18 protein-coding genes, 3 pseudogenes and 1 riboswitch are annotated in these 24,977 nt (G+C 54.8%); of the genes and pseudogenes, 18 read left to right on the top strand and 3 right to left on the bottom strand.

Translation table 11 applies throughout. The annotated features are described in order from the left end of the window. Window position 1 precedes the first annotated feature (1 nt). The 6 genes and pseudogenes from DXH47_RS07175 (at window position 2) to DXH47_RS07150 (ending at window position 8,534) form a co-directional block, all read left to right on the top strand. Window positions 2-1,090 (top strand): carbamoyl phosphate synthase small subunit, encoded by a 1,089-nt coding sequence (locus tag DXH47_RS07175; protein WP_129032683.1) that lies wholly within the window; start codon window positions 2-4, stop codon window positions 1,088-1,090. A 1-nt stretch (window position 1,091) separates the two neighbouring features. Further along, on the top strand, window positions 1,092-4,268 hold the full coding sequence (carB, locus tag DXH47_RS07170; RefSeq protein WP_129032682.1) for a carbamoyl-phosphate synthase large subunit: 3,177 nt from the start codon (window positions 1,092-1,094) through the stop codon (window positions 4,266-4,268). A gap of 16 nt (window positions 4,269-4,284) precedes the next feature. After that, window positions 4,285-5,066: pseudogene (locus DXH47_RS07165) on the top strand (dihydroorotate dehydrogenase catalytic subunit). A 112-nt stretch (window positions 5,067-5,178) separates the two neighbouring features. Beyond that, window positions 5,179-5,871 (top strand): class A sortase, encoded by a 693-nt coding sequence (locus tag DXH47_RS07160; protein ID WP_129032681.1) that lies wholly within the window; start codon window positions 5,179-5,181, stop codon window positions 5,869-5,871. A 721-nt stretch (window positions 5,872-6,592) separates the two neighbouring features. Then, window positions 6,593-7,297 carry a WxL domain-containing protein gene (locus tag DXH47_RS07155; RefSeq protein ID WP_170954979.1) on the top strand — a complete coding sequence of 235 codons (705 nt, stop codon included), beginning with the start codon at window positions 6,593-6,595 and terminating at the stop codon, window positions 7,295-7,297. A gap of 172 nt (window positions 7,298-7,469) precedes the next feature. Next, complete coding sequence (locus DXH47_RS07150; protein WP_129032679.1) at window positions 7,470-8,534, top strand: DUF916 and DUF3324 domain-containing protein; 1,065 nt, start codon at window positions 7,470-7,472, stop codon at window positions 8,532-8,534. A gap of 65 nt (window positions 8,535-8,599) precedes the next feature. On the opposite strand, the gene DXH47_RS07145 is transcribed toward DXH47_RS07150, so the two are convergent. Continuing rightward, window positions 8,600-9,067 (bottom strand): low molecular weight protein-tyrosine-phosphatase, encoded by a 468-nt coding sequence (locus tag DXH47_RS07145; RefSeq protein ID WP_129032678.1) that lies wholly within the window; start codon window positions 9,065-9,067, stop codon window positions 8,600-8,602. A gap of 109 nt (window positions 9,068-9,176) precedes the next feature. On the opposite strand from DXH47_RS07145, the pseudogene DXH47_RS07140 reads away from it, so the two are divergent. The 5 genes and pseudogenes from DXH47_RS07140 (at window position 9,177) to DXH47_RS07120 (ending at window position 14,864) form a co-directional block, all read left to right on the top strand. Next, window positions 9,177-9,752: pseudogene (locus DXH47_RS07140) on the top strand (LemA family protein). A 13-nt stretch (window positions 9,753-9,765) separates the two neighbouring features. Next, complete coding sequence (htpX, locus tag DXH47_RS07135; protein ID WP_129032677.1) at window positions 9,766-10,659, top strand: zinc metalloprotease HtpX; 894 nt, start codon at window positions 9,766-9,768, stop codon at window positions 10,657-10,659. Between the two features lie 76 nt (window positions 10,660-10,735). Continuing rightward, window positions 10,736-11,521, top strand: a complete 786-nt coding sequence (locus tag DXH47_RS07130; RefSeq protein ID WP_129032676.1) for a hypothetical protein — start codon at window positions 10,736-10,738, stop codon at window positions 11,519-11,521. Between the two features lie 205 nt (window positions 11,522-11,726). After that, complete coding sequence (locus tag DXH47_RS07125; RefSeq protein ID WP_129032675.1) at window positions 11,727-13,124, top strand: UDP-N-acetylmuramoyl-tripeptide--D-alanyl-D-alanine ligase; 1,398 nt, start codon at window positions 11,727-11,729, stop codon at window positions 13,122-13,124. A 195-nt stretch (window positions 13,125-13,319) separates the two neighbouring features. Continuing rightward, complete coding sequence (locus DXH47_RS07120) at window positions 13,320-14,864, top strand: DEAD/DEAH box helicase (protein ID WP_129032674.1); 1,545 nt, start codon at window positions 13,320-13,322, stop codon at window positions 14,862-14,864. 79 nt (window positions 14,865-14,943) lie between these two features. Here the strand turns inward: DXH47_RS07120 and dapF are convergent, their stop codons facing one another. After that, window positions 14,944-15,933 (bottom strand): diaminopimelate epimerase, encoded by a 990-nt coding sequence (gene dapF, locus DXH47_RS07115; protein WP_129032673.1) that lies wholly within the window; start codon window positions 15,931-15,933, stop codon window positions 14,944-14,946. Next, window positions 15,926-17,305, bottom strand: coding sequence for an aspartate kinase (locus DXH47_RS07110; RefSeq protein WP_129032672.1), 1,380 nt, complete (start codon window positions 17,303-17,305; stop codon window positions 15,926-15,928). Before DXH47_RS07110 ends, dapF begins: the two co-directional genes overlap by 8 nt. A 174-nt stretch (window positions 17,306-17,479) precedes the next feature. Next, a riboswitch (Lysine riboswitch) is annotated at window positions 17,480-17,664 on the top strand. Between the two features lie 103 nt (window positions 17,665-17,767). On the opposite strand from DXH47_RS07110, the gene lysA reads away from it, so the two are divergent. From lysA to DXH47_RS07075, 7 genes and pseudogenes are all read left to right on the top strand, one after another. Further along, window positions 17,768-19,069 carry a diaminopimelate decarboxylase gene (gene lysA / locus DXH47_RS07105; RefSeq protein ID WP_129032671.1) on the top strand — a complete coding sequence of 434 codons (1,302 nt, stop codon included), beginning with the start codon at window positions 17,768-17,770 and terminating at the stop codon, window positions 19,067-19,069. 17 nt (window positions 19,070-19,086) lie between these two features. Further along, window positions 19,087-19,791 carry a 2,3,4,5-tetrahydropyridine-2,6-dicarboxylate N-acetyltransferase gene (gene dapD / locus DXH47_RS07100; RefSeq protein ID WP_129032670.1) on the top strand — a complete coding sequence of 235 codons (705 nt, stop codon included), beginning with the start codon at window positions 19,087-19,089 and terminating at the stop codon, window positions 19,789-19,791. Continuing rightward, a pseudogene (locus DXH47_RS07095) lies at window positions 19,788-20,935 on the top strand (N-acetyldiaminopimelate deacetylase). The gene dapD and the pseudogene DXH47_RS07095 overlap by 4 nt, the downstream one beginning before the upstream one ends. A 13-nt stretch (window positions 20,936-20,948) precedes the next feature. Beyond that, window positions 20,949-21,836: a 4-hydroxy-tetrahydrodipicolinate synthase gene (gene dapA, locus DXH47_RS07090; protein ID WP_129032668.1), complete on the top strand. Its 888-nt coding sequence runs from the start codon at window positions 20,949-20,951 to the stop codon at window positions 21,834-21,836. Next, window positions 21,833-22,609 carry a 4-hydroxy-tetrahydrodipicolinate reductase gene (gene dapB, locus DXH47_RS07085; RefSeq protein ID WP_129032667.1) on the top strand — a complete coding sequence of 259 codons (777 nt, stop codon included), beginning with the start codon at window positions 21,833-21,835 and terminating at the stop codon, window positions 22,607-22,609. Before dapA ends, dapB begins: the two co-directional genes overlap by 4 nt. Before the next feature lie 43 nt (window positions 22,610-22,652). Continuing rightward, the gene (locus DXH47_RS07080; RefSeq protein ID WP_129032666.1) at window positions 22,653-23,837 is read left to right on the top strand and encodes an aminotransferase class I/II-fold pyridoxal phosphate-dependent enzyme; all 1,185 of its coding nucleotides are present in this window, start codon (window positions 22,653-22,655) and stop codon (window positions 23,835-23,837) included. Between the two features lie 39 nt (window positions 23,838-23,876). Continuing rightward, window positions 23,877-24,950: an aspartate-semialdehyde dehydrogenase gene (locus DXH47_RS07075; RefSeq protein ID WP_129032665.1), complete on the top strand. Its 1,074-nt coding sequence runs from the start codon at window positions 23,877-23,879 to the stop codon at window positions 24,948-24,950. Window positions 24,951-24,977: the final 27 nt, after the last annotated feature.

The following is a 24,977-nucleotide window of genomic DNA, read 5'->3' as shown; positions in this document are numbered from 1 at the left end:
GATGCGACGATACTTAGTGTTAGCGGACGGCACCGTGTATGCCGGTACCGGCTTCGGGGCAAGTGCGGCCACCAGCGGTGAATTAGTGTTCAATACGGGGATGAGTGGCTACCAAGAATCCATTACCGACCAATCCTATAACGGAGAACTCCTGATGTTCACCTACCCCTTGATTGGTAACTACGGTGTCAACCGCGACGACCATGAATCTATCAAACCCACGTGCCGGGGCGTCATCGTCCACGAGGTGGCGCGCCGCCCGAGTAACTGGCGGGCCCAAGAGACGTTAGCCGATTACCTGACGGCTAACCAGATTCCGGGCATCACCGACATCGACACCCGCGCAGTGACCAAGCATATCCGGACGCAAGGCGCCATGCGCGCGGCCATCGTCGACACGGTGACCGATAAGGTGGTGCACGACTTGCAAACGCCCGCGACCGACGCGCCCTTAGAGGTGGCGGAGAGTTCTACGGCCAACGCTTATCCGAACCCCGCTACCGGCTTGAACGTAGTGGTGGTCGATTTTGGCCTCAAGCACTCGATTTTACGCGAACTGGCGAAACGTCACTGTAATTTGACCGTGTTACCGTACAACACCACGGCCGGGGAGATCATGGCGTTGAATCCCGATGGCGTGATGTTGACCAACGGCCCCGGCGACCCCAAGGACGTGCCGAGCGCCTTACCAATGATTCGCGCCGTTGAACAACAAGTCCCACTATTTGGGATTTGCCTGGGGCACCAATTGTTTGCCTTAGCTAACGGGGCCGACACTTTTAAAATGAAATTCGGCCACCGCGGGTTCAACCATCCGGTTAGAGACCTGCAGACCGGCCGCATCGACTTCACTTCGCAGAACCACGGCTACGCGGTCGCTCGCGACTCGTTGGCAGCTACGGCCCTTGAGGTGACCCACGAAGAGATCAACGACGACACGGTCGAAGGCTTGCGCCACACCCAGTACCCAGCGTTTTCCGTCCAGTACCACCCGGACGCCGCGCCCGGTCCGCACGACGCGGTCCATATCTTTGACGAGTTTATCGACCTGATGACCACCACCAAGGCCCAGCGAAAGGAGCGCAATTAAAATGCCCAAACGAACCGATATTCATAAAATTATGGTGATTGGGTCCGGTCCCATCATCATTGGCCAAGCCGCCGAATTTGACTACTCGGGGACCCAAGCCTGCTTGGCCTTGAAGGAGCTGGGCTACCAGGTGGTGTTGGTGAACTCGAACCCGGCAACCATCATGACCGACAAGGAAATCACCGATAAAGTTTACCTGGAACCCATCACGTTAGAGTTCGTGTCGCAGATTCTGCGCAAGGAACGCCCAGACGCCATCTTGCCCACGTTGGGCGGCCAGCAGGGGTTAAACATGGCCATGGAATTGTCGCGCGCCCACGTGTTAGATGATTTGGGAATCGAGCTTCTGGGCACCAAGTTGAGCGCTATCGACCAGGCCGAAGACCGCGAGCAATTCAAGGACTTGATGCAACAACTCGGTGAACCGGTCCCGGCTTCGGGCATTGCCCACACCGTCGACGACGCGTTAGCGTTTGCGGACAAGACCGGCTACCCGGTCATCGTGCGGCCCGCTTTTACCATGGGCGGTACCGGGGGTGGGATTGCTGCCAACGCCGAAGAATTGCGCCAGATTGCCGAAAACGGGTTGACCTTATCACCGGTCACCCAAGTCTTGATTGAACAAAGCATTGCCGGCTACAAGGAAATCGAATTCGAAGTCATGCGTGATGCCGCCGACAACGCACTGGTGGTCTGCAGCATGGAAAACTTCGATCCGGTGGGCATCCACACGGGGGACTCCATCGTTTACGCGCCGGTCCAAACTTTGGCGGACCGCGAAGTTCAGCTGTTACGGGACGCGGCGTTGAAGATCATTCGCGCACTGAAAATCGAAGGGGGCTGTAACGTCCAACTGGCCCTCGACCCACAGAGCTTCAAGTACTACATCATCGAAGTCAACCCGCGGGTCAGTCGCTCGTCGGCGTTGGCCTCCAAGGCGACCGGGTATCCGATTGCGAAGATGGCCGCTAAGATTGCGGTCGGTCTGCACCTTGACGAAATTAAGAACCCGGTAACCGGGACCACCTACGCAGCGTTCGAGCCGGCGTTGGACTACGTAGTCTGCAAGATTCCCCGCTGGCCGTTTGACAAGTTCACCCAGGCCGACCGGCGCCTAGGCACCCAGATGAAGGCCACCGGTGAAGTCATGGCGATTGGCCGCAACATTGAAGAAGCAACGTTGAAGGCGGTCCGTTCCCTAGAGATTGGCGTTCACCACATCAGTGAACCGGCACTAGAAAGTGTCACGACCGCCACGCTGGAAGATAAACTGGTCCACGCGCAAGATGACCGGCTGTTTTACCTGGCCGAAGCCTTGCGCCGTGGCTATTCGTTGGACCAATTGACTGCGCTCACCCAGATCAACCCGTTCTTCTTGGACAAATTGGCGCACATCGTGGAACTGGAGCAGGCGCTGACCAGCCATGTAAACGACATGGCTGTCTTGACCACCGCCAAGCGCAACGGTTTTGCCGACGCCACGGTGGCTGACCTTTGGTACGAAACGCCCGACCAGATTCGTAAGTTACGTTTGGCTCACCACCTGGCGCCAGTCTACAAGATGGTCGACACCTGTGCGGGCGAGTTTGCGTCCACGACGCCGTACTTCTACGCGACTTACGAAACGGAAAACGAAAGTGAAGTCACGAAGCGGCCATCGGTCTTAGTCTTAGGGTCCGGTCCGATTCGCATCGGCCAAGGCGTCGAGTTCGATTACGCCACGGTCCATTCGGTTAAGGCGATTCAAAAGGCGGGCTACGAAGCCATCATCATGAACAGTAACCCCGAAACAGTCTCCACCGACTTTTCCATCTCCGATAAGCTATACTTCGATCCGTTGACCTTAGAAGACGTGTTGAACGTCATCGACTTGGAACACCCCGCAGGCGTCATCGTGCAGTTCGGCGGACAAACGGCCATCAATTTGGCAGAACCCCTAGCTGCCCGAGGCGTTAAAATCTTAGGGACCAGCGTGGCAGACGTCAACCGCGCCGAGGATCGTGACGCCTTTAACCAGGTGATCGAAGACCTGCAGATTCTCCAACCCAAAGGGGCGACGGCCAGCGATGAACAAACGGCCCTCGCGATTGCTGATAGAATCGGCTATCCCGTGTTAGTGCGGCCCAGTTACGTCTTGGGTGGTCGGGCGATGGAGATTGTGACCCAACGTGCCGACCTCGACCACTATATGCATAACGCCGTGCGGGTCTCGCACGACCACCCAGTCTTGATCGACCGTTACCTGGTCGGGCAAGAGTGCGAAGTCGACGCGATTTGTGACGGCCAGACCGTGTTGATTCCGGGCATCATGGAATACATCGAACGCGCCGGGGTCCATTCCGGTGACTCGATGGCCGTGTACCCGCCCCAATCGTTGTCGGCGGCGGTCCAAGACCAAATCGTGCACTATACCAAGCAACTGGCGAAGGCTTTGAACTGCGTGGGGATGATGAACATCCAGTTCGTGATTCACGACCAGCAAGTCTACGTCATTGAAGTCAACCCACGAGCCAGCCGGACGGTGCCGTTCTTGAGCAAGGTCACCAACATCGCGATGGCTCAAGTCGCTACCCGGGTGATTTTAGGCCAGTCACTGGCCGAGCAGGGTTACCAGGACGGCTTGGTCCAACCTGGCAAATTGGTTCACGTCAAGGCGCCGGTCTTCTCGTTTTCGAAACTCAACCAAGTCGACAGTCTGTTGGGCCCAGAAATGAAGTCTACCGGTGAGGTCATGGGCAGTGATCGGACTCTGGCCAAGGCCCTTTACAAGGCATTTGAAGCGGCGAAACTTCACGTGCCGAGTCACGGCCACGTCTTGATCACCGTCAAGGACGCCGATAAGCCGGAAGCCGTCCAACTGGCTCAACGCTTTCACGACCTGGGATACCAGTTACTGGCGACCCCCGGGACCGCGGCGTGCTTACAACAGCACAAGCTACCGGTCCAAACGGTCGATAAGATTGCGACCGGCGAACACGACCTCTTGCAACAAATGGAAGCTGGCGAGATTCAGGTCGTCATCAACACGATTTCCGATTCAGGACACGCTGCCGATGACGGGACGTTGATTCGCAACACCTCGATCACCCACGGCATTCCGTTGTTCACGGCACTCGATACCGTCGCGGCGATTCTACAGGTCTTGGAATCGCGCTCGTTTGTTACCCAGGCGCTTTAATAATAGGAGGAAAAGTATGGGACGATTAAGTATCCAACTGGCAGGGGTGCCCCTGCAGAACCCGGTGATGCCAGCTAGTGGTACCGCCGCGTACGGTCAGGAGATGGCCCAAGATCTTGCGCTCGACCAGTTAGGCGCGTTCGTCATCAAGTCGACCACTCAAGACCCGCGGGCAGGGAACCCAGCCCCGACTACAGCGCAGACCAGTGGGGGCTGGCTGAACGCTATCGGGTTGAAGAACCCGGGCGTTACGACGGTAATGACGGAGAAGTTGCCGTGGCTGGCGACGCATTACCCGGATTTACCCGTTATGGGCAGTATCGCCGGGGCGACGTTTGCCGAATACGTTGCGGTGGCCCAACAAGTGGCCAGCGCGCCCAACGTCAAGTGGTTAGAGCTCAACATCTCGTGTCCTAACGTGGAGCGGGGCGGGTTGGTTTTTGGCACGGACCCGCACACGGTCGAAACGTTGACCCGACAGGTGACGGATGCGGTGACTAAGCCGGTCTTCGTGAAATTGACGCCGAACGTGACCGACATCGTGCCGATTGCCCAGGCGGCCGAAGCAGGCGGGGCCGCCGGCTTGACGCTGATCAACACCTTGACGGGGTTGGCGGGGTCTTCACGCCTGAAGATGTGTTGGAGTTTTATCTGGCTGGTGCCAATGCGGTCCAAATCGGCGCGGCGACGTACGGCAACCCGACGGCCTGTGTCGACATCATCGACCAGCTGCCGGCCGTGATGGACCGCTACCACGTGGCGAGTTTGCAGGAACTGATCGATTCGGTCCAGCGGTAGCCAAATTTCAAGGCCGCGGCGGTGATTTTTGCGGGGCTCATCGGCTAGCTATAGACTTTCTTCGACCAATTGCGGTAAAATCAAGGGGAATTGGGGAAGGAGTTGGGTTAGGATGCGTCAAAAGAACGAGCGCCGCCGCTGGTGGGGCACACTGATTTTCCTACTCTTGATCCTGGTCTCGTTGGGACTTATCTTTAACGAACAGATCAAGACCTGGATGGTGTCCTCCTATCAACCCAAGGTCACGACCGGGTCGGTCCGGCGCAACCAAAAGAAGAAAGCCACTTATGACTTTAAAAAAGTAAAATCACTCGACTTTTCAACGGTGGCGAAAGCCCGGTTGAAGTCTAAGGATATTCACGTGGTGGGACAGATTCTCTTGCCCCAGTCGAATATCCATTTGCCGATCGGCAAAGGAGTCAGTAACGAAGTTCTGGCCCTCACAGCGGGGACCATGCGGCCCGACCAGAAGATGGGGGAGGGTAACTACCCGTTAGCTGGTCACCACATGGTGTCACACACGGTGCTGTTCAGTCCTCTTTATTTCAAGACCAAGTTAGGCCAGAGCATCTATTTGACCAACGCCAAAACGGTCTATCAATACAAGGTGACGGTCCGCAAGTTTATCCCGCCGACCGACGTGCAGGTAGTCAACCAGACTAAGCGTAAGCTGGTGACGCTGATTACCTGTGATGCGACTGGGGCCAACCGCTTGATGATTCGGGGCAAGTACGTGCAAAAGATGCCATACAAGCAAGCGCCAGAATCCGTTCGGAAGGGCTTCGCCGGTAGCTTCAATAATTAAACCTAACCAAATAACCGTCCGGACTAGCATGAGTGCTGGTCCGGACGGTTTCGTTTTAACAGTAAACTCGTTTACACTGTAACGGCTTTTAGCAGAGACTTTAAAATTTTAATTGTGGGCCGTTTTAGTGTCGGGGACAAGCGATACAGGGTCGTGATTAAAGCCCATCATCACGCTGATTGCCGGGCATGATTTGGGCCCCGTTGGCAAAGTGAACGGTGAAAAACATAAAAATGCCAATTACCCACCAGACAAATTATGGACAATGGTAGGTGAGCGTGCTATTATACTTATAAACCATCGATGGCTTGAACGAGCTGGCCTTGGTGATTTGGTTTTGTAACCGTTTAATTTTGACGCGGAGTCGCTGATCGATCAGTATTTCGAAAATGTAGGTTAACTTACAAAATTGGCTAAATCGCGGTAGATTAGGAATCCATGCCACTTTAAACAGAAAATCAGGTTACTGAATTATCGGATGATGCGAAAAAGGTTTGGGATGTCCCATTAGTTTATTTGACTGGCTGGTGGGGTTACTTAAGGACTGCAGGTACTGATTTAATTTATTATACGTCTGCTAAAAGGTGGAAATGAATTTCTGCTGGCACTACCGAGTCATTGACTTTTGGATTACAGGGGCCAGGGAGCGCCTGACAGAGAGATGAGGTTGTGACAGCTAAGCCGGTAAAACCGGTGTTCATAAACTGAGGAGTGAGCAATGATGACTAAGAAAATTTTACGCCTACTAGTGGCGGCTTCGACACTAGCGGGGTTCCTGGTAGCTGGCGGAATTACGGTAAATGCCGACGACGCTAGTTCTAGTTCTAGTTCCAGTAGTCCCGTTTCTGGGACATCGACTACCACGGCGAATGTGACGTTAAATGCTGAAAGTTTCTCGGGTGATAGTAGTGATGGAAACACTAACGGACTAGCTGGCGGGATTAAATTGCAGAGCGTGCCGGGGTTTCAATTTGGAACGCAGACCATCGACACCTCCGCGAGTGAGGCTCATTATGTAACGGCCAATACACTGGCTCCCGTAACGGTAATTAACCCTGGGATTGCGACTGGGTGGAACGTGACCGTAGCAAGTGGGCCAATGACATCTACAAATGGAGACGTCTTGAAAGCCAGCAACCTTAACTTGACTGCAGGTTCACCAACATCAGAAACTACGGATAATAATGCGGATGCAACGGCCAACATGCCAACGTTTAGCAATGTAATACTAAATACTGACGGTTCATCGGGTAACGTTCCAGTGGCGACAGCGGCAGTTAAATCTGGTTTAGGAACCTGGAATATGCCGTACACTAACGCCACCCTAAACGTAGCGCAAAATAACCTTGCGGGCACTTACACGTCGAATCTGACCTGGACGTTGACCAACGCCCCATCAGGAGCCGCAACGACGCCAGCTTCTTAACTTCGAACTCAACTTGGAACACACTACGGATCAGCAGTTAATTGCTGGTCCGTTTTTAGTTTGTTCCGTCACGAAAATAATCCCTCGGATAGGCGACTTAGTATTAGGGACACGGGGGTTAGAGTTTGCTATAATAAGGGCATCTTGGAGTCAATTATGGGGGCGGGGAATCATGAAACGATTTTGGCAATGGGCGTTAATATTAGGGGCCGTGGGGTTAACCTTTTTAGGCTGGCCGCAACTCAGTCACGCGGACAGCGTGGGTTATACGGTCAATGCCGTGTTGCCCAAGAACCAAGACGACAGTAGCGCAACGTACTTTGCGTTGCGCGTGAAACCTAAGCAACACGAAAAGCTGACGGTCGCCATCACCAACCAGACCAAGAAATCCCAGCGTTTTCAGGTCAACGTGAATCAGGCGGTGACCAATGACAACGGGGTGATCGACTATAGCCAAACTAACCCGCAGTTGGATTCGTCACTTAAGGTCAGCATCAAGGACGTCTTCGGGGCGAAAAAGGTGCCGACGGTCACGGTACCCGCGAAGCAGACCAAAGACGTGTCGGTTCATTTGACCATGCCAGCCAAACGGATTAACGGGATGATTCTGGGCGGCATCAACGTCCGTAAGTTGGGGAAGGACGCTGACAAGTCAAGTAAGGGCGTGTCGTTGACCAACAGCTTTGCCTACGTCATTGGCGTCCGGTTGCGCGAAGCAGCCGTCGACGTGGCCCCAAACCTGAATCTACTATCAGTAGAAGCGGGGCAGCGCAATTCGCTCAACCAAGTCAACGCCAAACTCCAAAACCCGGAACCGGGCATTATGAGTAACCTGAAGATCAAGACGCAGGTTACCAAACTCAACAGCAGTAAAATTCTCCTGCAAAATACCAAGGGCAACCTGGCAATGGCACCCAACAGCCACTTTACCTATTCGCTTCCTTGGGGCAACACCCAGTTGAAAGCGGGCCAATACACCATGACGTTGGACGCCACGGCCAAGGGCGGCTACCACTGGCACTTCGTCAGAAACTTCACGGTGACGCAACAACAGTTGAAGCAGTTCGCCAATCGCTACAACCAGCCGCAAGCGCCGAGCTACTTCTGGTGGTTCTTAGCGGGCGGCCTCATCATCCTGCTGCTGTTAGCCATCATTGGGTTCCTGTTATGGAAGAACCATCGTGACAAGGATCAGACGTCTAGGGATACGTCGGAGCCGACAGATAAACAAAAATAACTGCGAACAGGCCACTAGCAAGAATAGCAACGATACGTTACGGTTTTGGCTAGTGGCCTGCTGGCTTAATCGGTATTTTGGAGTTTGGTCAACCACGCCGGGACGGCCGCGGCCAGTTCCTGGTAGGTCAACTCGAATTTGTGAGTGAACCAAGGGTCATCGATGGCTTGGCCCCGCCTGTCGGGGAAGATGTCCAAGCACAACTGGACCTTGGCCGCGTCGGTAGGAGACGGCGCCATGCGTTTCAAGTTGGCCACGTTGGCGTGGTCCATGGTGATGATGGTATCCGCCCAGTCGAAGTCTTGCGCCGTGATGGGGCGCGAACGGTGGGCACTGGCGTCGAGACCGTGAGCGCGCATGGCCTTCAAGGCACCAGGGTGTGGCGGGTTCCCCTCTTCTTCGGGACTCGTTGCAACCGACTCAACACGAAACTGGTCTTGCCAGTGGTGTTGGTCGATGGTCTGAGTGGCGATGGCTTCGGCCATGGGGGAACGGCAGATGTTGCCCAGACAAACGAATAGGATATGCTGCATAGGTGGTGAACCTCCTAAAGGAATTTCTAAATTAGCGCGTAGATGCTGGTACCGGTCTACCGCGTTTGTTATGATTAGTCTAACAAATTTAATTGGAGGAGTGGTAGCGATGGCTTGGATCATTGCCATTATTATCGTGGTCGTGTTGGTCATCTGGTACGTGGCCCTATATAACGGTTTCGTCCAGATCCGCACGCACGTACAAGAATCGTGGAGTCAAATCGACGTGCAACTCAAACGACGGAATGATTTGATTCCTAATTTGATTTCCACCGCGAAGGGGTACGCCAAATACGAGCAGGCGACCTTGACCAAAGTGGTCAACCTGCGGAATCAATTGACGGAGGTGCCGGCGGGGGACCGGCAACAGACCATGGAAGTTTCCAACGCCTTGTCTGGGTCCTTGCGGTCGCTATTCGCGGTTGCGGAAAACTATCCGGATCTAAAAGCGAACACGTAGTTCAGTAATTTAATGGAAGAGCTGACCAACACGGAAAATAAGATTGCCTATTCGCGGCAACTTTACAACAGTACCGTGGCCAGTCTGAACATGAAGGTCCAATCCTTCCCGGCTAACTTGGTGGCGAAGGTTCACCACTTCCAGCAGGAAGCCTACTTGGAAGTGCCGGAAGAAGAAAAGACGACGCCGAAGGTCAACTTTGACGACCTGAACGGCGATAAGTAAGTAGGCGATTGTGATGTTGTATGAACAAATTGCCATGAATAAACGGCGTACGGGCTACGTCATGGCCGGCTTTGCGGCGTTAGTCGTTGTGTTGGGTGCGGCCTTAGGCGACCTCTTTGCCGGTAGCTGGTTAGCCGGGTGTTTTTGGGCAGCCATCGTCACGGCCATTTACATGGGCCTGATGATCGCCAATTCGACCAACGTGGTCATGGATTTGAACCACGCCCAGGAGATTCACTCGGTCGACCAGGCGCCACAACTCTGGCACCTGATCGAAGACATGGCCATGGTAGGGCAGGTGCCCATGCCGCGGGTCTTTATCATCGACGACCCCAGTCCCAACGCCTTTGCGACCGGTAACCGTCCCGAAAAGTCGGTGGTAGCCGTGACTACGGGGCTGTTGGAACGCTTGAACCGCGAGGAACTCGAGGGCGTGATTGGCCACGAGATTTCACACGTGCGCAACTACGATATTCGTTTACAGACGATTGCCTTGGCGTTGTCCGCGGCCATTAGTTTTCTGGTCAACCTGGCCTCGAATCTGATGTGGTTCGGCGCGGGCCGGCGTGACGATGACGACGACAACTCGGCGGGGGGCATCCTCCAGTTGGTGGTGTCCATCCTGTTGATCTTCTTGGCACCGTTAGCTGCTAGTATCGCCCAGATGGCGTTGTCGCGTAATCGCGAGTACCTGGCGGACGCCTCGAGCGTCGAATTAACGCGGAACCCCCAAGGGTTGATCATGGCGTTGCGTAAGATTGACGATAGCGAACCGATGCAAGCCGCCGACCCCAGCAGTGCGGCGATGTACATCGGTGACCCGTTTAAGCATCAACACAAGATTGGCGACCTCTTTGCGACCCACCCGCCAATTGCCAAACGGATCGAACGCCTCGAGAAAATGTAACAATGCAAACGGTAAGCTGGGCAAGTTTTCGGTGTACAATGGAAAGGGAACTTCAGTAGAAAGAGTGTAAAAGCGCATGCGTGGAAATTTTGTCTATCTCAGTTTAGAGCCCGTCACGAACATGGTTTACTCGTTAGGAATTTCACCGGCTGATTTTTTAAATGGGGTGCCGGAAGTCCCCAATCAGTTGCTGCTTCTGAATCCGGAAGTGGGCGACGCGGTCACGTTGAATCCGCACACGCGTTTTCAAACGGTGACCGGTCAAGCCCAGGTACGCCGCTACCTCTTAGCGAAGCACCAACAAGCCGTCAAGTGGCTGGATTACGTTCATGCAGATGATCTAGATTTTCTGTTGCCCAGTGAGATTGCTGAATTGCTGTATCTGGGACACATGGAAACCCATCTGCGGACGCCATTTTATGCTAAACTCCAAAACAACTACGCATTTTTGACCCTGCGCGACGGCTTTTACAAGATTTATTACCGGAAGTTACCCAACTTCGGCCACGTGCTCGACGTGAGCATTAAGCGCCACTTGCGGTCGATGCACAACAACCGGTGGGTCTTCGCCCGGCCGTTAGCCATCAGCGATGTGCCCCACGAAATCTTGTTACAGCTGACGGAAGGGTTGTTGGACGGGGCGGTCATCGCCTTTGATCAGCTGGTCGAACGCCACCGAGTCTACATGATTCCGGTGCGCGCCGTTCAACACCCGGAGCGCCAGGCAACTTGGCATCTACAAGAAGAGGTGTACGCCGACTCCAAGGAAGTCGCGAGTTTACGCTACGACCTGACCACCCGAGAATGGGCGTTGTCGATTCATGACAATCAGGCCTTTGGGGCGGTTGCGGATTTAATCTAACTTTGTTATGATGCAAGCGCGGCTCATAAGACCGCGACTGACGTTAACTAATAATCGAACCCTTGACGGTGACCGTCAGGGGTTTTTATTAGTCTGAGCCAATTAATGGTATAATGGAAATCAGAGTTTTAGGCCGGCGGTGTTTGACGCCGGTATTCAGAATGACGCGGGACCTAAGCATCCCGCGAAAATGGGAGTAAATAAGATGAAGATGCAACTTGCAGAGATTGCCCACGCGATTGGAGCAATCAATGATTATGACCAGTGGGCAGACGTGAACGTGACCAGTGTTGCGTTCGACAGTCGGCACCTGCAACCGGGGGGACTCTTTATCCCGTTGACCGGGGAACAAGATGGCCACCAGTTTGTTCAATCAGCGATTGATCATGGTGCGGTCGCAACTTTGTGGGCGCAGGATCTCGCCCAGGCGCCGGCTGACTTTCCGGTGCTCCAAGTCGAAAATTCACTGATCGCCTTGCAGACCCTGGCCCAATACTATTTAACCAAAATCAATCCCCGGGTGGTGGCCGTCACTGGCAGTAACGGGAAGACCACGACCAAGGATATGATTGCGGCGATTTTAAGCACCCAGTTCAACGTGACCAAGACCCACGCTAACTTCAACAACGAAATCGGCGTGCCGATGACGGTGCTATCGATGGAACCCAACACCGAGATGTTAGTCGTCGAGATGGGGATGGACCGCCCGGGGCAATTGGACTTCTTGAGTAAGCTGGTGATGCCGGATGTGACCGTTGTGACCATGATTGGGGAAGCCCACATCGAGTTCTTTGGGACCCGCGATAAGATTGCGGACGCCAAATTTGAAATCACCCACGGCCTTAGCGATGATGGTCTCTTCGTTTACGACGGTGACGAACCGTTGTTGCGTGAGCGGGTGACGGATTTGCCCCAGCAACAGGTCACCTTTGGTCGGCACGACGATGATGACTATTACGCTACCGACGTGACCAGTGCGGCCACCAGCACCAGTTTTACGACCAACAAGTGGCCGGACGTGACTTTTACGTTACCTATGATTGGGGAATACAACGTTAAGAACGCGTTGGCGGCGCTCGCGGTCGGGACGATTTATCGGATTCAACCGGAAAATGCGCAACGGGCCCTTAAAACAGTCTCGTTGACGGAGAACCGCGCCGAGTGGATGAGTGGAAAGCAGGGCGAACGGATTCTCAGTGACGTGTACAATTCCAACCCCACGGCGGTCCGGCAGGTCCTGCACGCCTTTGCCCAAACTCCGCTCAAGCCAAACGGGCGGCGGCTCGTGGTGTTAGGTGACATGTTAGAACTGGGCGACCAGGCGCCAGCCTTACATGCCGGTTTAGCTGACGCGCTGGCGACCGGTCAGTTTGCGCAGGTCTACTTGGTGGGCCCCCAGATGCAGGCCTTACAAAAGGCACTAGCCACCCAGGCGCCGGATTTACCAGTGACGCATTTTGCTAGTGACGATTTAGCGGGAGTGACGGCCGCCTTACAAACCACTTTGACGGCCAACGACCAGATCCTATTGAAGGCCTCGCACGGGATTCACCTCGAAAATGTCTTGGCAAAATTACTGCCGAGCCAAGAAAATGAAAAATAGTTTGAATGTAAGCAATTTCCCGGAGTCTTGGAAGTTGCTTATTTTAATGTGACGATGTATGATGGTTAAGTTGTAAAATTTAAGAAACGAACTTACTCCGCCCTAGCCAATCGTTAGTCGTTATTATGGAAAACGGATTTTTTCCAAGACTAACGAAGCGCTAGGGTGACGTACTCATTTAGGAGGAAATTATACTTGAAGTTTAAAGAACTGGGTCTCTCCGAAGACCTACTGAAAGCTGTGACTGAAGCAGGTTACGAAGAAGCGACCCCAATTCAGGCTGAGACCATCCCCATGGTGTTAGCCGGCCAAGATGTGATTGGCCAAGCTCAGACGGGGACCGGTAAAACGGCCGCCTTCGCACTCCCCATTCTGGAAAAGATTGACAAAAAAAATCCTAACGTGCAGGCCCTTGTCGTTTCCCCAACGCGGGAACTGGCCATCCAGACTCAAGAAGAAATCTATAAATTAGGCCGGACTGAACGGGCCAACGTCCAAGTGGTTTACGGTGGGGCGGATATTCGCCGGCAAATCAAGAGTTTAAAGAACCATCCTCAAGTGGTGGTCGGGACTCCTGGTCGGTTATTAGACCACATCCGGCGCCGGACGCTGAAACTGGACCACGTGCAAATGCTGGTCCTGGACGAAGCCGACGAAATGTTGAACATGGGTTTCTTGGATGATATCGAAGACATCATCAAGCAATTGCCAGAAGAACGGCAAACCATGCTATTCTCAGCGACTATGCCACCCGAAATCAAACGGGTCGGGGTGCAATTCATGCAGGACCCGAAGCACGTCAAGATCAAGGCCAAGGAATTGACCACCGATTTGATCGATCAATACTACGTCCGGTCTCGTGATTTTGAGAAATTCGATATCATGACGCGGTTCTTCGACGTCCAAGATCCGGACTTGACCATCGTCTTCACGCGGACTAAGCGTCGGGTCGACGAAATCGCCAACGGTCTTAAAGCCCGGGGCTACAACGCTGCTGGGATTCATGGGGATTTGACGCAAAAGCGTCGGACCCAAATCATGAATGAGTTCCGGCACGGTAAATTGGACATCTTAGTGGCGACCGACGTAGCGGCGCGGGGAATCGACATCAACGATGTGACTCACGTCTACAACTACGATATCCCACAAGATCCTGACAGTTACGTGCACCGGGTCGGCCGGACTGGCCGGGCCGGGAATCACGGGGTATCCATGACCTTCGTGACGCCAAACGAAATGGGTTACTTACGTGAAATCGAGAAGTTGACCCGGGTGCGGATGTTACCATTGAAGCCACCTTCGGCTGAAGAGGCTTTTGTAGGCCAATTAGGCGTGGCTAAGGAAGCCGTCAGCGATTTGATTTCGAAGACGGATACCGAAAAGTACGGCAAGGCAGCGGATGCTTTGTTGGAAGAATACGACGCAGCGGATATTGCCGCGGCCTTGTTGAACGAAGTCACCAAGGACGACAGCAGTCAGGTGCCCGTCAAGATCACGCCAGAACGGCCATTGCCTAAGCGCGGTGGCAAGCGGCGTGGTGGTGGTTACCACCGTGGCGGCGGTTATCACCGGGGCAACAACCATCGGGGTGGCGGCGAACACCGGCACTACGACCGAAACCGGCGTGGCGGCAGTGACCGCAACGAACACCGCGGTGGCAACCGTGACCGGCGGCGCGACAATGGTGGTCGGCGTTCCGAAGGCAGTAAGCACGGCTTTACGATTCGGAAAAAAGACTAGCTTCACCTAAAAAAGAGAATGATTGAGAAAATCCCTCAGCAAGCGTTGGCCTGCTGGGGGATTTTTTTGCCATTATAGCTTATTTTGTAGCGGGAACCGTGCTGGCGACAAAGGCCTGGTAGGCAGCCTCTTCGGTGGTTGGGGTGACCAAAACTTGGGTGATATCGGCCTGATGGAGCGCCGTTTCACTCAGGGTGAGGCGGGCCGTGAACGTGCCATTACCAATCAAGTGAAGCTGACTGGTGGCCGCCGTTTTCCCCAGGTGCACCCGGGTTTGAACGACCCCGCCGGGATTTTGCACGGTGATGGGAGTGGTGGGATCAAACGCCCTTGGGAACTGCCGGGCGAAGGCCAAACTGGTAGCGGACATTCCGGTCCCACAGGCGTTGGTGAAGCCCACGCCCCGTTCGTAGGTCTGCACGAAAAGGTGGTTGGTCCCCCGAATTTCCGCGAAACTGACGTTGACGCCCTCGGTGAAATGGGGGTTCGGGGCGTTCAGCGTTTGCCCTAATTGGCCTAGAGCGGCTTCATCGATTTTATCGACAAAACTGATGAGGTGCGGGTTGGGCACCGCAATGGCCGTGAAGGTCTGGTCGGGTAAAAATTCGGGCACGGCCTGATCATTCAAAACGGCTTGGTCGTGGTAGTGCAACGGTAAATCGGAAGCCGCCATTGAAATGGGGGCAATCTGCACGCTAAAGGCCGGGACGTTGGGCGCTAAATCAGGCGCTTGTTCCACGGCCAAATCCATGAACGGGGTCGCAATTTTAAATTGGGTCTGGTTGGATTTTTCGGCTAAATAACGGGTCACCGTCCGCAATCCGTTTCCACACATCTTGGCCTCGCTACCGTCGGCGTTGATGATGCGCATCTCGCCCAGACAGTCGGGGTGGGTGGTGGTGTTGACCACTAACACGCCGTCGGCACTGCCCAAAGAAGTCGCGTGGGGCTGACAAATGACTTGGGCCAAGTGGCTGAGTTCGGTGTCGGTCAAAGGCGTTGAAAGTTGGGTCTGGTCAAGAATGAAGAATTGGTTTTCGGAGCCGTGAGCTCGCAATAGGTTAATCATGAGTGGTCACCTCGCTAGGTTGAAAGAAGGTCTGGTAGATTTGGCGGACGGCGTTGTCGGCATCGCCGGCTTGAACGCCAAGCATGATAGAAATCCGGGACGCCCCTTGGTTGATCATGTGGATGGCGATATTATTTTCGGTCAGTGAATCGATGACCTTACCGATGGTGTCGACGTTGTGGGCGATGCCCTCACCGACCACCATGATGATCGCGTAGTCGTCGATCCATTCCATGTAATCCGGAGCCAACGTTTTGCGGACGTCGGCACACAGGTGCTTGATGGTGGCTTCGTCCAGTTTACTCCGGTCGAAGATGATGGTCAGGTCATCGATTCCGGAAGGCATGTGTTCGTAAGAGATGTTGTATCGCTGGAAAATTTCCAGGAGCTTAAGCGTGAAGCCGACTTCCTTGTTCAACAGGTAGCGGTGTAAGTAGAGCGCCGAAAAACGGTTCGAACTGGCAATCCCGGTGATGGGACAAGCGGGATTGAAGACGAACTGCGACGGCACAATCAGGGTGCCCGGCGCCTCGGGATTGTTGGTGTTTTTGACGTTGACGGGGACTTGTCCTTGGACCGCCGGAATGATGGCTTCGTCTTGGAATACAGAGAAGCCGGCGTAGGAGAGTTCTCGCATCTCCCGGTAGGACATCTTCTGGATGATGGCCGGGTGGTCGACCACGTGGTTGTTGGCCGCATAGATGGCGTCGACGTCGGTAAAGTTTTCGTATAAGTCAGCACTAAAGCCGCGACTCAAGATGGCTCCGGTGATATCAGAACCGCCGCGGGCAAAGGTAAATAGGCTGCCTTGGGGGGTGTAACCGAAGAAGCCGGGAAAGACCAACCGGGTATCACCGGCGTGCAATTGCGCCAGGTTGGTGTAGGTCTCCGGCAAGATGTCGGCGTCGTTGGGCTGACCCGAAACGCGGATGCCTGCGGTCTTGGGATCCATGAACTTGGCAGAAATGCCTTGGTGGGTCAACACGGCCGCAATCAAAATGGCGTTGAGCCATTCGCCGTGAGCCTTGAAGGCGGCTAGTTGGTGGTCCGCATCGGTAAAGGTCGTGGTGGCCAGTCCGGTCAGCTTAGCTTGAATCTGGTTCAGGGTGTCGGCGGGGAGTTCAAAGTAGTCGCTGATGGCTTGGTACCGGGCTAAAATCGCCTGGACGGTGGGCTGGTAATCCGTTTGTTGTTGAACTTGTGTCGCGTATTGAATCAGCAAGTCCGTCACCTTGGTATCCCCTTTGAACCGTTTGCCAGGGGCGGAGGTCACGATGACTTGCCGGTCCGGATCAGCTTTGATGATATTGACGACCTTATTAACTTGTTGGCCGGTGGCTAATGAACTGCCACCAAACTTAACGACTTTCACATTTATCACCTCATAGGTTGAAAAAACCTAATTTATTTTTAATGACGACTTTAGCAGTTTTTGGGATTAAATCAAGTCTGACCGATATAAATTGGCTTGTAAAGTGTGAGAACTAGGTTAAAAATGATGAGACCCCTTGACGGATTATGAGAATTGCTATAATCTTAATTCAATTACATCAATAGAGGTTGCGACCAACATCAGTACATGTGTGAGTCCCTGTATGGACCATGACCGCATGGAAAGGGACGGTCGCCGAAGCGCTAGGGAATACGGGCCCTAGTGAGCTGGGACGGGTCACCAAGAGGATCCGAACTGTCGTAGCATTAAACAATTGGCTACGGGGCGCTTGCGACGAGTGAAGATACAGAATTTGCATAATTCTGGGATCTCTTTGTTTTCGTGAGCAAAGAGATCCTTTTTTAGTCCCCGGAACCCCAATGGAAGGGTAGGTATCGCGATATGCAAAAACCAGCTTTAACCGCCAACGCGGCGGGACATTTACTTCTGGGAGGCGTCGACACCGTTGAGTTGGCGCAGACCTACGGCACACCGTTAGTGGTCTATGACGTGGCGGCGATACGTCAGCAGATTCAAGCCTTTAAAGAGAGCTTACAGGCTAACGGATTGCGTTACCAAGTCAGTTACGCCAGTAAGGCTTTCGCTACAGTCGCGATGTACCAGTTGGTGACCCAAACGGGGATCCACACCGACGTGGTCTCCGGCGGTGAGTTGTACACGGCGTTACAGGCGGGCTTACCCGCTGAACGTATTAGTTTCCACGGCAACAACAAATCGCGAGCGGAGTTGGAACAGGCCGTCGACGCGCAGGTGGGCGTCATCATCTTAGATAACTTTTACGAGATTGAGTTATTGCACACCGTTTTATTAGAAAAGAACGCGACGTGTTGGGTGATGCTGCGGTTGACGCCGGGCATCACGCCCCACACGCACCAATACATCCAGACCGGTCAGGTCGATAGTAAATTTGGCTTCGACGTCGATTCCGGTCAGGCCGACCAAGCGGTCCAACAAGTCTTGGCCATCCCCCAGATGCACCTGATAGGGATTCACGCCCACATTGGTTCCCAGATTTTTGGGGTACAGGGATTTGAACTGCTGGCCAACAAACTAGTCGACATTGCCGCTGATTGGCGGGACCGCTTCGATTACGTTCCCGAGGTCTTGAATCTTGGTGGGGGCTTCGGGATTCGCTACACGGATGTCGACCAGCCGTTGAGTCCGGCAACGTTCATCGACCACATCGCCGCGGCGTTTAAAAAACGCGTGGCCTTACGTGGCCTGGCGTTGCCGGAGGTTTGGCTTGAACCCGGTCGGTCCATCGTGGGTCCGGCCGGCTACAACCTGTACACGGTAGGGTCGCGCAAGGACATCCCGGAACTGACGTCGTACGTGGCGGTCGATGGTGGCATGGGCGATAACATTCGCCCAGCACTTTATCAAGCCGACTACCAGGCGGTCTGTGCCAACCATCTCAACGCGCCGTTAGTGGCTCCGGTCCATCTGGCCGGGAAGTACTGCGAGTCCGGGGATATCTTGATCGACCAGGCGCACCTGCCGGCCGTGGCTCCCGGCGATTTGGTCGCGGTGCTCGCCACGGGAGCCTACGGGTACTCGATGGCGTCGAACTATAACCGTAACCCACGTCCAGCGGTCGTTTTCGTGGAAAATGGGCAGGCCAAATGCGTGGTCGCCCGTGAAAGTTATGCGGATTTGACCCGTTTGGACCAATCGTACCTATAAGATAGGAGAAAAAGAGAATGCAAAAAATGAGTGCTGAAGAAATTATTGCGTACATTGGGAATGCTAAAAAGGTTACACCGGTCAAGGTCACCGTGCAGGGGCATTACACCGCTGACCAGATTCCGAGCGGGGTGCAGTCTTTTTTGGCCCCAGATTTCGCCATCCTGGTGGGCGACTACCGCGCGATTGAACCGCTCTTAGCGGACAAGCAACCAGCCGACTACCACTTAGAAGTAACCGCCCAGAATTCGGCGGTGCCGATGCTGCCGATTGAACACGTCAACGCCCGCATCGAACCGGGCGCTATCATCCGCGACCAAGTGACGATTGGCGATAATGCCGTCATCATGATGGGCGCTGTCATTAATATCGGGGCCGAGATTGGGGCCGGGTCGATGATTGATATGGGGGCCGTCTTGGGTGGCCGCGCCATCGTGGGACAAAACGCCCACATCGGCGCCAACGCCGTCCTCGCCGGGGTAGTCGAGCCCGCTTCAGCCACGCCAGTCACGATTGGCGATAACGTCACGGTTGGCGCCAACGCCGTGGTCCTCGAAGGGGTCTCGATTGGCGATAATGCGGTCGTCGGTGCCGGAGCTGTAGTCACCAAAGACGTGGCCGAAAATGCCGTAGTGGCGGGCGTCCCCGCCAAGGTTTTGAAAATCAAAGATCAGCAGACGGAAGCTAAGACGCACATTGAAAAGGATCTGAGACGCTTATGACCTTAACGGAACCAGAATTGATCAAGATTCGGCGCCATCTGCATCAGATTCCGGAGTTAGCTTTGCAGGAGACCCAAACGCAGGCCTACCTGAAACAGGTCATTGCGACCTTGCCGCAGACCTATCTGACAGTCCACGAAGACCCACGGTTACAAACGGCCTTACTGGTTCGAGTGGCGGGGGCCGACCCGCAACGGACCATCGGCTATCGGGCGGACATCGATGCCTTGCCGGTCACCGAGCCCACGACCGTGGCGTTTCGCTCGCAACACCCGGGCGTGATGCACGCTTGTGGCCACGATTTACACGCGACGGTGGCCTTAGGTATTCTGAGCTACTTTGCCGACCATCAGCCCAAAGATAACCTAGTCTTCTTCTTTCAACCAGCCGAAGAAAGCCAAAGTGGCGGTAAATTAGCCTACGATTTGGGCCTGTTCTCCGGGGATTATCAGGTCGATGAGTTCTATGGCTTACACGACAATCCGACTTTACCGACCGGGACCATCGGCTGTCGCTTGGGGACCTTGTTCGCCGGGACTACCGAGGTCAATTTGACGGTCCACGGCAAGAGCGGCCATGCGGCCTTTCCACAACAGGCCACCGATGCGGTGGTCATCGCCGCGGCTTTAATCCTCCAACTGCAGACCATCATCTCGCGTGATATCGACCCCACGCGTTGTGGCGTGATCACTTTGGGCAAGGTTAACGCCGGCACGATTCGCAACGTGATTGCCGGCACCGCCCGCATCGAGGGCACGATTCGGGGCTTGACCCAGGATATGTTACTGCGGATTCGCCAGCGGGTCAGTGAAGTCGCTGCTGGAATCGGCGCGGCTTACAACGCGACCATCGATGTCGATTTTACGCAGGGGGGGTACTATCCCGTCGAGAATGATCCGGCGTTGACCCAGCGGTTCATCACCTATATGCAACACGAGCCAACGGTCACCTATCAAGAGACCCGCCCGGCGATGACTGGTGAGGACTTCGGCTACCTATTGGCTAAAATCCCGGGCACCATGTTTTGGTTGGGTGTCGATAGCCCGGGGGCCTTACATACCGCCGAGTTTCAGCCTCATGAGGCCGCTATCATGGCGGGGTCCACGCGGTTTGTGGCTTTTTAGAAGAACGCATGCAAGCATAATGGAGGCGTAATTATGGAACAAACAGCAACTTTATTGACGGCCATCATCACTCCGTTCACGGCGGATGGTTCGGCCGTGAACTACGACGCGTTAGCACGCCTGACCGAACACTTACTTCAGACCGGTAGCCAGGGCTTCGTCATCGGGGGCACGACGGGGGAAACGCCGACCTTAACGGAAGCCGAGAAATTAGAACTGTACACCCGCTTCGGCCAAATGGTGGCTGGCCGGGTGCCCGTCATTGCGGGGGCTGGGAGCAATAACACCCAGGCGACCATCGACTTCACCCGCAAGGTAGCCCAAATCAAAGGCATCGATTACGCCTTAGAGGTCGTGCCATACTACAACAAGCCTAATCAACGGGGGATGCAGGCCCACTTCAAGGCCATCGCGGCGGCGTCTGATTTACCCATCATCATCTATAATATCCCGGGTCGTACGGGCGTCACCATGACACCGGAAACGGTAATCGCGTTGTCTCAAGTTCCGAATATTGCGGGGATCAAGCAGTGTGGATCGTTGGCTGTGCAGACCATCGTAGACCACGTGTCAGCCGACTTCCTGGTCTACACCGGCGAAGACGCCCAAGCGTTGTTCGCCAAGACGATTGGCGCGACCGGGGTCGTGTCGGTAGCTTCCCACCTGTATGGTGAGCAGATGACAGCCATGTATCACGATTTGGCAACGGGGGATGTCCAGCACGCTGGGGCCATCCAGCGGGAACTGACCCCGAAGATGGCGGCATTGTTCATGTACCCGTCACCATCACCGGTCAAGGCGGTCTTGAACGACCAGGGTTACCAGGTCGGTGGGTGCCGGTTACCGATCCTGGCGTTGACTGACCAGGAAAAGGCCACGTTATACCAGGCCTTAGGGACTCAGGAAGGAGTGCGCCAATGATTTCGATTATCGTGTCCGGCTTCACGGGCGCTATGGGGCAAAAAGCGCTGGCCATGATTCAAGCGGCCGACGATTTACAACTCGTTGGGGTGTTCAACCCCCATGTGACCAACTTAGATCCAGCCGCCTACGGTTTGGACGCTAGCGTCAAGGTCGTCAATACTTTGACGGATTGGGCCGTGCCCGCTGATGTCTGGCTCGACTTTAGTTTACCCAGTGGGGTCTATGCCAACACCAAGACCGCCATTGAATACGGGATTCGTCCGGTTATTGGGACCAGTGGGTTGAGTGAAGAGCAGACGGCGGCATTACAACAACTAGCCGCCGACCACCAAGTCGGTGGCGTCATCGCCGCCAACTTCGGCGTTTCCGCCGTTTTGATGATGAAGTTCGCTCAACTAGCCGCCAAGTACTTTGACCACGCTGAGGTGGTCGAGTACCACCACGCCGATAAACGCGACGCCCCGTCCGGCACCGCCTTGAATACCGCCAAACTGATTTACCAGGCCCAAGGCAAGTCCGAGACGCATAATCCTGATGAACAAGACGACTTGGGTGATCGGGGTGGCGATTATCACGGCATCAAGATTCACGCGATTCGCCTGCCCGGCTTCGTGGCGGACGAAGAAGCCATTTTCGGGGGACCGGGTGAGACCTTGACCATCAAACAAAGTACCACCGACCGGGGTTCGTTCATGACGGGCGTCCGGCTGGCGCTAGATGCGGTGATGACGCGCCACGATTTGATTGTGGGGTTAGAGAACCTGATTTAACTGACCAGTAACGACTAAATTTTAATGAACGAGGTGAGGGCCAATGCCCCAATTAGATTCAAACGTGCGTCCCATTGTGAACCAAACAATCGCACCTATCGGAATTTCGCCGATTCGCTACTTCGCGCAAATTCCTGACTTGATTAAATTGACGTTAGGGGAACCGGACTTCAACGTGCCCGAACACGTCAAGCAAGCGGCCATCACAAGTATCGTGGACAACAAGTCCCATTACGCGCCCCAAAAGGGGATCTTACCCCTGCGGACCGCTATCAGTAGTTACCTGAAACAACGCTTTGACGTGAACTACGACCCTAAAACCGAAGTCTTGGTCACGGTGGGCGCGACGGAAGCCATCTTCGTAGCGTTAGGGGCGATGTTGAACCCCGGCGATAAGGTCTTGATTCCGACGCCGACGTTTTCACTGTACATGGCCGTGGTCAAGCTCTTCGGGGCGATCCCCGTTGAAATCGACACCACGGAAGACGGGTTTCGCTTGACCGGCAAGCGCCTGCAAGCGGTCATCGACCGCGAAGGGCCTAACCAGGTCAAGGCCTTGATTTTAAACTTTCCGGGCAATCCGACCGGGTTCGAATACACCCGCGCGCAACTGGAAGAGCTTGCCGCGGTGGTCGAACAACACGCGATGTACGTGCTGACCGATGAGATTTACGCCGAATTGACGTACGGGCAGCCACACGTGTCGATGGCCGAACTCTTACCGGGTCGGAGCATTTTGGTCAACGGCTTGTCGAAGTCGCACGCGATGACCGGTTACCGGGTCGGCTACTTCGTGGGCCCGGCGGACTTTATCGCCAACGCCACTAAGCTCCATGGGTTCGCCGTGACCAGCGTGTCGAACCCCGCGCAGTACGCGGCATTAGAGGCCTTAACGACTGGCTTAGCCGACGCGCAGCCCATGCAAGAGGCGTACGAAAAGCGGCGTGATTTTGTGGTCGCTAAGCTAAACGAGTTGGGTTACGAGACGTTGACGCCCGCCGGCGCGTTTTACACCTTCTCCAAGATTCCGGCCGCGTTTCATCTGAGTTCCGTGGCCTTTGCGGAAAAGTTAGCCGAAGACGGCAAGGTCGGCGTGACTCCGGGCAACTGTTTCGGGGCCAGCGGCGAAGGGTACTTCCGGATTTCGTACGCGGCGTCGATGGCCGATATCCAAACGGCTATGCAGCGCTTGGCAGTCTTTACCGAAAAGTTGACCCAGCGCGTTTGACAAATGAGTTTAGAGAATTAATGAAGGGATGACAGGTTTATGAGTGAAGGGTATACGGTTGTGATTCTAGGTGCGACGGGCGCTGTGGGCACCCGCATGATTGAACAGTTAGCGGACTCGACGATTCCGGTCGCCAACTTACATTTGTTGGCGTCGAAGCGTTCAGCGGGGAAGACCTTAACGTTTAAAGGCACGCCCGTGACCGTGGAAGAAGCGACGCCCGAATCGTTTACGGGGGTGGATCTGGTGCTGGCTTCAGCTGGCGGATCCGTGTCGAAGAAATTTTTGCCGGAAGCTGTCAAGCGCGGGGCGGTGTGTGTCGATAACACCAGTGCTTTTCGGATGGATCCGGAAATTCCGTTGGTGGTTCCGGAAGTTAACGAGGACGTTTTAGCCCAGCATCACGGCATCATTGCCAACCCCAACTGTTCGACCATCATGATGATGGTGGCCTTGGAGCCGATTCGCCAGGCGGTGGGCTTAAAGCAGATTATCGTGTCGACCTACCAAGCCGCTTCTGGCGCCGGACAAACGGCGTTGACGGAGCTCTACCAAGAAGCGCAAGACTACCTCGACCATAAGGAGATGCAAGCGCAAATCTTCCCGACCAAGGGTGAGGCACACCATTACCCGTTAGCCTTCAACTTGTTGCCGCAAATCGACGTCTTGGAAGATAATCTGTACTCCCACGAAGAATGGAAGATGATTCACGAGACCAAGAAGATCATGTTGGGGGACATGGATTCACCAAAGATCAAGGTCACCGCAACCTGCGTGCGGGTCCCCGTCCCCATCAGCCACGGGGAATCCATCTGGATTGACACCGGTAAACCTGATGCCACGGTCGCTGATTTACGAGCGGCGATTCAGGCCGCTCCGGGCGTGGTCTTGGAAGATGACCCGGCCCACCAGGTGTACCCGCAACCCATCAACGCCACGGGCAAGCGCGAGACCTTCGTCGGCCGGATTCGGCCCGACTTGGAGAACCCGGGCGCGTTCAATCTCTGGGCCGTTTCGGATAACCTCTTGAAGGGGGCAGCCTGGAACACCGTCCAGATTGCCGAACGATTAGTCGCCAAGGATTTGGTCCACCCAAGTGCTGCGGCGGAATAGGAAATGACTCAAGATCAGTCCCGGTCG

The organism is Levilactobacillus suantsaii (assembly GCF_004115745.1).
GTDB lineage: Bacteria > Bacillota > Bacilli > Lactobacillales > Lactobacillaceae > Levilactobacillus > Levilactobacillus suantsaii.
This window is presented reverse-complemented; position numbering and strand designations above follow the sequence as displayed.

Coding starts and splice junctions, on each gene's coding strand:
- DXH47_RS07175 (WP_129032683.1), top strand. CDS start 2: ATGCGACGATACTTAGTGTTAGCGGACGGCACCGTGTATGCCGGTACC.
- carB (WP_129032682.1), top strand. CDS start 1,092: ATGCCCAAACGAACCGATATTCATAAAATTATGGTGATTGGGTCCGGT.
- DXH47_RS07160 (WP_129032681.1), top strand. CDS start 5,179: ATGCGTCAAAAGAACGAGCGCCGCCGCTGGTGGGGCACACTGATTTTC.
- DXH47_RS07155 (WP_170954979.1), top strand. CDS start 6,593: ATGACTAAGAAAATTTTACGCCTACTAGTGGCGGCTTCGACACTAGCG.
- DXH47_RS07150 (WP_129032679.1), top strand. CDS start 7,470: ATGAAACGATTTTGGCAATGGGCGTTAATATTAGGGGCCGTGGGGTTA.
- DXH47_RS07145 (WP_129032678.1), bottom strand. CDS start 9,067: ATGCAGCATATCCTATTCGTTTGTCTGGGCAACATCTGCCGTTCCCCC.
- htpX (WP_129032677.1), top strand. CDS start 9,766: ATGTTGTATGAACAAATTGCCATGAATAAACGGCGTACGGGCTACGTC.
- DXH47_RS07130 (WP_129032676.1), top strand. CDS start 10,736: ATGCGTGGAAATTTTGTCTATCTCAGTTTAGAGCCCGTCACGAACATG.
- DXH47_RS07125 (WP_129032675.1), top strand. CDS start 11,727: ATGAAGATGCAACTTGCAGAGATTGCCCACGCGATTGGAGCAATCAAT.
- dapF (WP_129032673.1), bottom strand. CDS start 15,933: ATGATTAACCTATTGCGAGCTCACGGCTCCGAAAACCAATTCTTCATT.
- lysA (WP_129032671.1), top strand. CDS start 17,768: ATGCAAAAACCAGCTTTAACCGCCAACGCGGCGGGACATTTACTTCTG.
- dapD (WP_129032670.1), top strand. CDS start 19,087: ATGCAAAAAATGAGTGCTGAAGAAATTATTGCGTACATTGGGAATGCT.
- dapA (WP_129032668.1), top strand. CDS start 20,949: ATGGAACAAACAGCAACTTTATTGACGGCCATCATCACTCCGTTCACG.
- dapB (WP_129032667.1), top strand. CDS start 21,833: ATGATTTCGATTATCGTGTCCGGCTTCACGGGCGCTATGGGGCAAAAA.
- DXH47_RS07080 (WP_129032666.1), top strand. CDS start 22,653: ATGCCCCAATTAGATTCAAACGTGCGTCCCATTGTGAACCAAACAATC.
- DXH47_RS07075 (WP_129032665.1), top strand. CDS start 23,877: ATGAGTGAAGGGTATACGGTTGTGATTCTAGGTGCGACGGGCGCTGTG.